This window comes from Psychrobacter piechaudii (genome assembly GCF_900162825.1).
GTDB classification, from domain to species: domain Bacteria; phylum Pseudomonadota; class Gammaproteobacteria; order Pseudomonadales; family Moraxellaceae; genus Psychrobacter; species Psychrobacter piechaudii.
On the sequence record NZ_FUGE01000049.1, the window covers coordinates 17,465 to 27,093 of the forward strand.

The 9,629-nt window shown below is 43.8% G+C and carries 10 protein-coding genes; 4 read left to right on the forward strand and 6 right to left on the reverse strand.

All coding sequences use genetic code 11. The features are described 5' to 3' along the window. Positions 1-64: 64 nt before the first annotated feature. Both dapB and dnaJ read right to left on the reverse strand, forming a co-directional pair. Entirely contained in the window at positions 65-889 is an 825-nt protein-coding gene (dapB, locus tag A1019T_RS01590; protein ID WP_077450126.1) for a 4-hydroxy-tetrahydrodipicolinate reductase, read from the reverse strand. A 234-nt stretch (positions 890-1,123) separates the two neighbouring features. Then, a complete protein-coding gene (gene dnaJ / locus A1019T_RS01595) occupies positions 1,124-2,254 on the reverse strand; it encodes a molecular chaperone DnaJ (RefSeq protein ID WP_077450127.1) in 1,131 nt (376 codons plus the stop codon). A gap of 221 nt (positions 2,255-2,475) precedes the next feature. On the opposite strand from dnaJ, the gene A1019T_RS01600 reads away from it, so the two are divergent. Next, positions 2,476-3,135, forward strand: a complete 660-nt coding sequence (locus tag A1019T_RS01600) for a DUF2939 domain-containing protein (protein ID WP_077450128.1) — start codon at positions 2,476-2,478, stop codon at positions 3,133-3,135. Between the two features lie 61 nt (positions 3,136-3,196). On the opposite strand, the gene A1019T_RS01605 is transcribed toward A1019T_RS01600, so the two are convergent. The 3 genes from A1019T_RS01605 to A1019T_RS01615 form a co-directional block, all read right to left on the reverse strand. Next, positions 3,197-4,315, reverse strand: coding sequence for a thioredoxin fold domain-containing protein (locus tag A1019T_RS01605; RefSeq protein ID WP_244156490.1), 1,119 nt, complete (start codon positions 4,313-4,315; stop codon positions 3,197-3,199). Between the two features lie 133 nt (positions 4,316-4,448). Then, positions 4,449-4,976, reverse strand: a complete 528-nt coding sequence (locus tag A1019T_RS01610; protein ID WP_077450129.1) for a hypothetical protein — start codon at positions 4,974-4,976, stop codon at positions 4,449-4,451. A gap of 163 nt (positions 4,977-5,139) precedes the next feature. Next, positions 5,140-5,844: a pseudouridine synthase gene (locus A1019T_RS01615; protein WP_077450130.1), complete on the reverse strand. Its 705-nt coding sequence runs from the start codon at positions 5,842-5,844 to the stop codon at positions 5,140-5,142. A gap of 256 nt (positions 5,845-6,100) precedes the next feature. Between A1019T_RS01615 and A1019T_RS01620 the strand changes: the two genes are divergently transcribed. The 3 genes from A1019T_RS01620 (at position 6,101) to A1019T_RS01630 (ending at position 8,627) form a co-directional block, all read left to right on the forward strand. After that, positions 6,101-6,718, forward strand: a complete 618-nt coding sequence (locus tag A1019T_RS01620) for a YigZ family protein (RefSeq protein WP_077450131.1) — start codon at positions 6,101-6,103, stop codon at positions 6,716-6,718. A 125-nt stretch (positions 6,719-6,843) separates the two neighbouring features. Further along, positions 6,844-7,968 carry a YheT family hydrolase gene (locus A1019T_RS01625; RefSeq protein WP_077450132.1) on the forward strand — a complete coding sequence of 375 codons (1,125 nt, stop codon included), beginning with the start codon at positions 6,844-6,846 and terminating at the stop codon, positions 7,966-7,968. A 116-nt stretch (positions 7,969-8,084) separates the two neighbouring features. Next, positions 8,085-8,627 (forward strand): acyl-CoA thioesterase, encoded by a 543-nt coding sequence (locus A1019T_RS01630; protein WP_077450133.1) that lies wholly within the window; start codon positions 8,085-8,087, stop codon positions 8,625-8,627. Between the two features lie 258 nt (positions 8,628-8,885). Here the strand turns inward: A1019T_RS01630 and A1019T_RS01635 are convergent. Then, positions 8,886-9,629: RNA-guided endonuclease InsQ/TnpB family protein (locus A1019T_RS01635; RefSeq protein ID WP_077450134.1), on the reverse strand; the 744-nt coding region annotated here is incomplete at its 5' end.

The window sequence follows — 9,629 nt, forward strand, 5'->3', positions numbered from 1 at the left end:
CTAATCTTATAAAAAAACACCCTTTCGCCACTGGCCAAAGGGTGTTTTTTTGAGCTGTTTTTGACTACTTTAAGCCCAGGACATCTTGCATGTCATAACGCCCTGCTGGTTGACTGACAATCCAAGTCGAAGCCCGTACCGCTCCTGCAGCAAAGGTCATACGCTCACGAGCATGGTGCTTAATCTCTACCATCTCGCCATCTGCAATCAACATCACACTGTGGTCGCCAATAATTTCACCACCACGGATGGCATGAATACCAATCGAACCTGGCTTACGCTCACCAGTCTGTCCTTCACGGCCATAAATGGCCACTTCTTTTAGGTTCTGACCTCGGGCTTCCGCGGCGGCATTGGCCATCATAAATGCTGTCCCTGAAGGGGCGTCTACCTTGTGCTTATGATGCGACTCTATCACCTCGATGTCTGCGGTATCCCCAAAAGCTTTGGCCGCCATTTCAATCAGTTTTAACGACACATTAACCCCAGTTGAGTAGTTGCCTGCATACACCACTGGGATTTGCTCACAAGCGCTGTCTAAAGCTTGCTGCTGAGCCTCACTTAGCCCTGTGGTACCGATAACCATAGCTACCTTATGCTGAGCACACAGCTGTACGTTCTTCTCGGTAGAGTCTGGCAGACTAAAGTCGATCAACACATCGATTTTACTGAGTTCAGCCTCTAAGTTATCACTTAAAGCCACCCCATTTTTATCTAAGCCCACCAACTCGCCAGCATCGACACCCACCAAACTAGAGCCACTACGCTCGATAGCAGCGGCTAATTGAGTCTGCGGATTTTGGGTGACCGCTTCAATCAACATCCGTCCCATACGTCCGCCAGCGCCAATGATGCCTACTTTAATAGGCGTTGAGCTTGAGTCTGTCATTTTTTATTTTCCTTAGTTCAGTGCTATTTACGATAACCAAATTAATCCGATGAATAATAATAGCACGATTGCAGAGTCCGCTGAATTTGTTAACCTTGAAATCTGCTTTGTGGCCCTAAAATTTTATTTATTACCTAAAAAAGCCTCCCGAATCGTTGTGAATCGAAAGGCTTATCATCAAGCTGGCTTTATTTGAAATAGAGGCAGACTGCTCCTCCTCAATTGTTGTTGTTATTAGTCAAATAAATCGCCTAGCTTTTCGAAAAAAGATTTTTTCTTAGGTGACTGATGGTGCTTGCTGTCGCCATCTAACGTGTCTTGGAACTGACGCAATAGATCTTTTTGTTCACGGGTTAAGTTCACTGGCGTTTCTACCATGATGCGGCAAATTAAATCACCCTTCATGGTAGTGCGAACTGGATTCACCCCTTTACCACGCACACGCAATAGTTTACCGCTTTGGGTACCCTCTGCCACTTTAACCTTCACTTTACCATCTAGGGTTGGGATTTCCACTTCTTTACCTAGGGCGGCATCAGTGATACTAACCGGTACATCCATATACAGGTCTGCGCCTTGACGCTTGAATACTGGGTGCTCTTTGACACGAACTTCAACGTATAAGTCGCCATTTTCAACACCTGCCCCACCGGCTTCACCTTCCCCGGCTAAGCGTACTCTGTCGCCATCATCTACCCCAGCTGGAATAGAAACTTCTAAGGTGCGTGATTTGTCTTTTACGCCGCTACCATGACAGTCATTACATGGGTTCTTGATCTCTTGGCCGGTACCGCCACAGTTTGGACAAGTCTGCTGTACTGCAAAGAAACCTTGCTGCATACGCACTTGGCCATGGCCGCCACAGGTGCTACAGGTTTGAATATCAGAGGAGTTCTTGGCGCCTTTACCATCACAAGTTTCACAATGAGCAGGAGCGGTAAAGCTGATTTCTTTTTTGCAGCCACGTACCGCCTCTTCTAAAGTAAGCTCAATGACGTAACGTAAGTCTGAGCCACGACGTTGACGACCGCCCCCACGAGACTGACCAAAGATGTCACCGAAGTTACCGAAGATATCGCCAAAGATGTCTTGGAAGTTACCGGCACCAGCACCGCCGAAGCCGCCACCGCCCATACCGTTCTCAAACGCGGCATGCCCCATACGATCATAAGCTGCCCGTTTGTCTTTATCATTTAACACTTCATAAGCCATTGAGGCTTCTTTGAATTTTTCTTCAGCATCTGGATCATCAGAGTTACGGTCAGGGTGGTACTTCATGGCCAGCTTACGGTAGGCCCTTTTAATCTCACGTTCATCTGCGTTTCTATCAACGCCTAAAACTTCGTAAAAATCTCGCTTACTCATGGAGGCTCCTATCAATATGCCCAATAGGTTTCACGTGAAACATAGTCATTCACGGTAACCGTTGGCATTAAATTCGTTATAACCCACAAAGGATTTAAATAAATCAAAAAATTAAATAATACTTTGCCTGTTTAATGGTGACAAACACCTCAATTATCAAGCGGTTGTGCTAAAATCACCGCATTATCCTTATAATTTGGCACAGTTAGCGACTTCACTTTATGAAATCATTAAAATTCTTCTTAATAACTTTGCTCATTGTGGCCGTCGCCTTGTTCGCCGGATCCCCTTACTACACGGCTTATCAGCTGAAAAAAGCTTATGATGCCAATGACGGTGCCGCTCTAGTCAGCCATATAAATTTTGATCAGCTGCAGCCCAATATTCAAAATCAATTAACCACCAAATTCAGCAACACTTTGCAGCAGTATCCTTTGGTAGCCCAATTGGGCGGTGATGCCTTGGTGCAAGCTGCCGATGACTTCATTGTTCAATCCGTGAATAAAGCGGTTACTGCGGATAATATAAGTGCTCTAATTGATACCCAAGGCCAAGCCAATCAAGCCACCAAGGAGTTGGCAGCCGCTTGGGCCATTGCTAGTAATAAAGTGGATCTAAAACAGCTGGTGCAAGACCTGATTATCCAGCGCGGTGATATTCAAGCGGTTATCCAAAATCAGACGCAACAGGTCATGAAGCAGCAAGCTAATGAGCTGCAAAATCATGTGGAAAGTGGGGAGGACAGCGCCCAACCTAAGCTGTCTTATTGCGGTATGAACTGCTTCACTATCTCAGGTCAAGTAAAGGGTTATCCGTTAACATTAGAGATGCAGCGCGAAGGGTTGTTGGGCTGGAAAGTGGTTAACGTGGTATTGCCCTAAAAGCTCACAGACCGTGAGCTTCATTGGGCAACAGATTATCTTAATTTTAAGTCTTTAAAAATTATTGCACCCCTAAGAAGGCTAAAAAGCCAGGGTCTTGGTAAGGCGCATTGAATTGTACCCCATCTTCACGATAAATGGCCGGTGTCGCAAATACCGCAAGGCCAGCAGCTTTCCTATGATTGTCCTTCATATGATTTACCGTGGTATTGCCACAAGTCTTAGCCACAGCCTCTCCCGCCATTGCTTTATCTAAAGCTTGGCGACGAGCCTGTTTGTCAGTCTCACACCAAATTTGACGCATCTGCTCCGGCGACTCGTCATAATAAGGATAGCCGATTACTTTTACGGTGATGCCTTTGGCGTTTAGATTGGCCATATCCTGGTGCATGATCCGGCAATAAGGACAATTAATATCGGTGGCAACATAGATTACCGCCTGCTCTTTAGTGGTAGCCGGATAGATGACCAAGTTTTCCTCATCCAATTGCGACAGCACATGCAAATTCTTCTTTTTCTCAAAGTCAGAATCTAAGCCAGCAAATTGACCATTTTTGATGACTGAAACCTCACCGCTGATAAAGACGCTGGCCTCGGTATTGGTAATAAAAGGCTGGCCATTAAAAGTAGTACCCCAAATGACTCCAGGCACTGCGGTATGATATAACGCCACTTCAGGAGTAATATTTTTTAGTAAGCTGCTGTTGGCCAATATGGAAGCTCGCAAATCTTTGCTAACCGGCATACCACTGAGTGTTTTGCTCGGTACTTCTTTTGGTGGGGTAGATTTTTTTGGACTGGGGTTGGCATTTAGCTCACCTTGCAAGATGTAGTTACCATCCGCGGTAATATGCAGCGGCAGTTGTGGCTCAGCCCCAGGGATTTGAGCCAGCGTAATCTGATACATAGAAGGCAGTTTTGAGGGCGTAATTGAGGTGATAGGAGCGGTCATGCCTGCCCCCTGAAGCAGTTGTGTGATCTTCTGCTTTTGCTGCTCACTAGGAGCTTTTAGTTGTGTATTGCTATTTGCGGCTATCTTGTCATAGGCATTATTAAATATTTCTAGGTCAGCTTGAGCTGAGGACATTACGGCCAAAGGGGACAGCGTGATAGACGCCAGTAACGACAAAGCCAAAAACTTATTCCTTGTTGCACTGGGCTTTTTTGAAAAGTGTGGCATGAAAGCTCCTAAATAGACATCAATTAACTATAGAAATTTATATAATAATATCCTATCTATCTTACTCAGATGACTCTATTCGTTACTTTTTGTTAGGCGCTCACTATCTAGCTCGGCTATCTATCTCAATGCACTAATCATCTAGCCCATCATACACTCTACCCAAATTGTCTGGGACCCCATCTAACACCATCACTTCATCGAGTAAACAGCGATCAGGGGCTTGTGTCACTGTCTGATTCTGCTTTAGATAATCTTCAGCCGACTGCTCAAAGCCACCTGCCATAATCATGTCCTGCATATTGAATTTGACCTGTAGCATCTCTAAGGTTTGATTTTGTTTATCAAAGACAGTTACTGCATTAGGAAAGACCGGAGTCACGTATTTAGAGCCATTAAATAACGCCAAACAGTCATTACGGTAAACCAACTTGCCTCCCTGCGCTTTCATTGTTCTCACTTGATACAAGTCTGAGGTCTTAAAGGGATAGCTGTAAAATAATTCATCGCCATAACTGGATCGCTCCACTTTAACGATGGGCAATTGAGAATTCGCCTGTTCACTATTGTCCGCAATAACGGTACTCTGGCATCCTATTAAACCCGCTAATAAAAAAACACCAGAACTGGCACCCAATATTGGTTTAATTATTGAAGTCATTCTCCCTTACTCCTACTTGTTATATTTGTCTGAACGATTATTTTCTTATCTTTTATTAAGCTATTCATAGTAATACTATCAATGCAAGGCATCAAATAATAGACAAAAAAATGAGCACCTAAAGCGCCCATTTCAATAAAAAAGTAAATAAACTTACTATCAATTAGAAGCTATTGATCTCATCTTCGGTCAAGAAGCGGCTCTCCCCCTTCTCCAGACCTTCTAAAGTAATGCCACCAATACTGGCACGGTGTAGCTCGATAACTTTATTACCGAAGTAGCCCATCATCCGTTTCACCTGATGATATTTGCCTTCAGTTAAGATAAGACGGGCATGGGTCTCATCGATAAACTCTAACGTCGCTGGTTTGGTCGGCTCGTAATCCCCATCTAACAAGATACCTTGAGCCACCTTCTTAACGGCATGGGCCTGCTCTGTTTCATCCATGGGATCCGCTAGGGTCAGCTCATATACTTTTTCATGCAAATGACGCGGACTGGTCACACGGTGTAGCCAGCTGCCGTCATCACTTAATAGTAAAGCCCCTGTGGTATCGACATCTAAGCGGCCTGCAATTCGCAAGTTACCCAGCTCAGGTATGGCGATAAGCTCGGTCACCATGGGATACTCTTTGGGCTTTAAAGTACATTCAAAGCCTTCAGGCTTATACAGCAGTAAATAACGACTACCGGTGGCAACGGATAAAGGCTCACCGGCCCACATCACTTCATCATTGAGCACATCAACATGCACACTGCCATCTTTTATCACTTCATCATTGACCGTAATCTCACTGGCATGGAGCACTTTTTTGGCTTCTTTACGCGACAGCTCGGTAGCCTTACTGATAAATTTGTCTAAACGCATTTATGTTATCCTTGGCTTTATAACTGATATAGTTATGCTAGATATAATTTGGTTATATATACCTTTGCTTAAATGATACTGTATCGGGTTATAAATATTTTTGTGTTACTACAGATGTAGATTGTATGGTCACCAGTTTACCACACCCACTGTCTCTAAAATTGATGACTTTTTTTAATCGCATACTTTTTATTCCAGTGCTTTTTTTATACTAGTCTCTTTTAATACCAGTCTCTTTTAATAAGAGTTAGCCTTTATGACTTATCAAACTTTAGCCGCCCCTGTTACTGCCCGACTTGACATTAAGAAGTCAGAATTTATCACTTATGCTTATCCGGTACACAGCCGTGAAAAAGCTATGTTTCACGTGGAACAGCTGCGTGAAACATATCCTGATGCCCGTCATCACTGTTGGGCCTATATTATCGGTGATCCTAATAACACTACCAGTGCCGGCTTTGATGATGACGGTGAACCCAATGGCACTGCGGGGCGCCCTATCCTAAATGTATTGCAGCACAAAAGTATTGGCAATGTCATTATCATCGTAGTGCGTTACTTCGGCGGTATCAAACTGGGGGCTGGCGGTTTGACCCGAGCCTATGCCGGCTCTGCCCAAGCGGCGGTAGATGAGATGGTCTTAACCCCTTATGTCCCCATGGCTCAAGTGAAAATTGAGGCAGATTTTGCCAATGAATCACAAGTGCGTTATGTGGTGGAAGACATGGGTGGTGAGGTTGGCGAAGTCGCTTATAGTAAGGCAGTAACCCTAAACGTTACCTTGCCTGAAGCTGATATAGAGACCTTAAAAGAACGACTGGGAATGGACGGCAGGGTGCTTGAGCAAGTAGAAAATGAAGTCGATGAAGATTAACATAATATAACAAATCTCAGTAACCGATCGTTCACTGAAAAAGGTTGGTTTTTGTTTACTTTGAGTCCATCATAAGGGCATTAATCCAATAATTTTAATCCTAACAATAATCAGAGTGATCCCTTATGCTGTCTCAGTTAAAACAAAAAATTAAATCTAAACCAAAAACTGACTTTGATTCTTCTAAAAAGAGTTCAAACACTGCGAATAAAGCCAACTCTCAGACTAAAGTTACCTCAAATAACACTGAAGGGCCTAGCTTTACGCCTACCCCTTTCGATCCCCCTTTTTGGTTAACCAATCCCCATTTGCAAACTATTTTGCCCAAGTTTTTTGCGCCCAAGCCACCCACCTACAGACGTGAAATCATCCGCGATTCACTAGATGAAAGCGATGTGGCCTATGATTTTTATGATGCCCATCCGCTAGACAGCAGCCAAGAGCAACTGGAACAAACGCCGTTAGTAGTGCTGTTTCATGGTATGGAAGGCAGCAGTGACAGCCACTATGCCCGCGCTTTGGCGCATCAAATCCATGCTCAAGGCTGGCACTTCGTGGTGGCTCACTTCCGTAGCTGTGGCGGTATTCCTGCCAGCGGCCGGGTATTTTATAACGCAGGGGATACCGATGAAGTACACCACATGCTACAAATACTAAGCCAAAAATATGAAAATATTTATACCGTTGGCGTCTCGCTTGGCGGTAATGCTTTAGCAAAATATATGGGTGAATATGCTGAAGAAGCGTGCTGTAAAGGCGCTGTGTCTATCTCCTCTCCGGTAGACATGTCGTCAGCAGCAATGAACATGCAAAGCTTCTTGGGACAGAGAATTTATACCCCCTATTTGCTCAATCCCATTATCAAAAAGGCATTAAAAAACGAAATCAGCGACGAAGAAATTGACGCCATTAAAGCGGTCGATCGTATCAGCGACTTTGACCATATCTTTACCGCTCCACGCCATGGCTACCGCTCAAATAATGATTATTATCACAGTGCTTCTGCCCTGCCCTATTTAATCGATGTGGCAAAACCCCTGTTATTGATCAGTGCGATGGACGATCCTTTTATTGGTTTTACCGCTACCCAAAACGATGTCTCCGAATCGGTAACCTTAATAGACACTGCGCATGGCGGTCATATTGGCTATCTACGCTATCTGGCAGATCAAAAAAAGTTCGATATTAATTGGATCCCAGAAACCGTAGTAGACTATTTTAATTTTATTGGGATAGCGAACCAATCATAGGACCAGCAAATTGTCTAATACCAGTGATCTGTGACGGTCTAGGCACGTCTGCTGCTTTGAAATCAAGATTATTTTCAGCATAATCGATGCCCTAATCTAATTTTTGAGACTGTCATATGTACCCTTTTTATCGTTATACCAAATCTATTGTCAAAGCGATTTCCGCTCATAAAAAAGGCGATACGGTTGATCTTACAGATACTGCAAAGATGACGTTTCGCTGCAGCTTAACCGATATCGATAACTTTCTTGAGATGAATAACGGCCGCGTGTTTACCTTATATGATCTTGGCCGTACCGATTTTGCCATTCGTTCTGGACTCGGTAAAAAGCTACTCGAAAACCGTTGGGGCTTAGTGGTCGCTGGCAGTACCATCCAATATCGTAAGCGTATCCGAGCCTTCAATCTGGTCACCATCAAGACCCGTATTGCCGCCATTGATGAGCGCTGGATTTATGTGGAGCAGTCAATGTGGGTGAAAGGTAAACCTTGCTCTACTGCGCTGCTGCGTACCGGAGTAACCAAAGGCGGCCGAGTCATTGAAAGCCAAAAAGTATTAGATGCTTTGGGCAAATCGGATTGGAAAATGCCGCCCACAGGATACGTGGCAGAATGGATTGAGAGTGATGCAGATCGTCCTTGGCCGCCTCAGCAATAAGTTCTAAATGGCACAGTCCGTTTAAAACCATTTCAAAACTAATTCAATACCAACTCAAAAAAAGACTCATAGATATGAGTCTTTTTTTATGGGAGTAAGTTAACCCTCTCTATTTAAGCGTTATGAACCCGATAACGTAACCATGGTTAGGTGACAGCTACCCAACAAATCTTCTGAAACAAACCCTGTCAGAAAATAATTATAAATAACTATTTTGTCATAACGGAATCAAATACTATTTTTGACCTCCTCCCCTCGCTAAACCGAGGGGATTCCTACAGCTAGACGGTCAAGCCCGACCGCAAGGATGTTCTTAGCCGCATTGATATCTCTATCATGCCATGTGCCACACTCAGCACAAGTCCATCCTCTTATTCGCAAGCCTGCTATACCTTTCGGACTACTGTCACTTATTTTGTGGCAGCACGAGCAGGTCTGGGTAGTGTAACTCTCATTTACGATCTCAAGCTGACAACCTGCATGCTTGCATTTATATTCCAGTTGTCGTTTAAGTTCAAACCATCCTGCATCGTATGTTGATTTAGCTAGATTGGTTTTTTTATTGGTAAATGAGCGTGATTTAACATCACCGACCACAATTAAGGCATTGTCTTTAACAAGCTTGGTGGTGAATTTATGAATTAGGTCTAATCTTGAATTTTTGATTTTGGCGTGTATTGCTTTAACACGTTTTTTATTGTTAGCACGTTGAGCGATAGCAAGCTTTTTAGCCCATTTTTGAGTCTGCTTAATAGTAAGTTTATCACCCATTGAGGTATTAGCAGACTCTTTTAAGCCCAAATCAATTCCAACGTTGCCCTTACCACTTACTTGCTTAGGAAAGTCTTTAACAGTAATACACGCATACCAACGATTACGACTGTCTTGTACTATCTCAAGCGTGTTGATTTGATATAGGCTTAGGTTGTAGCTATCGAATACATCTATGATAAGCTTTTGACCTTTAGAGAGCGATAGCTGTAGGGTTGATTTCAGTGCCTT

Excerpts from the sequence above, each read along its gene's own strand:
- A1019T_RS01620 (WP_077450131.1), top strand. The coding sequence starts at position 6,101 with ATGACTTATCAAACTTTAGCCGCCCCTGTTACTGCCCGACTTGACATT.
- A1019T_RS01610 (WP_077450129.1), bottom strand. The coding sequence starts at position 4,976 with ATGACTTCAATAATTAAACCAATATTGGGTGCCAGTTCTGGTGTTTTT.
- A1019T_RS01600 (WP_077450128.1), top strand. The coding sequence starts at position 2,476 with ATGAAATCATTAAAATTCTTCTTAATAACTTTGCTCATTGTGGCCGTC.
- A1019T_RS01615 (WP_077450130.1), bottom strand. The coding sequence starts at position 5,844 with ATGCGTTTAGACAAATTTATCAGTAAGGCTACCGAGCTGTCGCGTAAA.
- A1019T_RS01605 (WP_244156490.1), bottom strand. The coding sequence starts at position 4,315 with ATGCCACACTTTTCAAAAAAGCCCAGTGCAACAAGGAATAAGTTTTTG.
- A1019T_RS01630 (WP_077450133.1), top strand. The coding sequence starts at position 8,085 with ATGTACCCTTTTTATCGTTATACCAAATCTATTGTCAAAGCGATTTCC.
- A1019T_RS01625 (WP_077450132.1), top strand. The coding sequence starts at position 6,844 with ATGCTGTCTCAGTTAAAACAAAAAATTAAATCTAAACCAAAAACTGAC.
- dnaJ (WP_077450127.1), bottom strand. The coding sequence starts at position 2,254 with ATGAGTAAGCGAGATTTTTACGAAGTTTTAGGCGTTGATAGAAACGCA.
- dapB (WP_077450126.1), bottom strand. The coding sequence starts at position 889 with ATGACAGACTCAAGCTCAACGCCTATTAAAGTAGGCATCATTGGCGCT.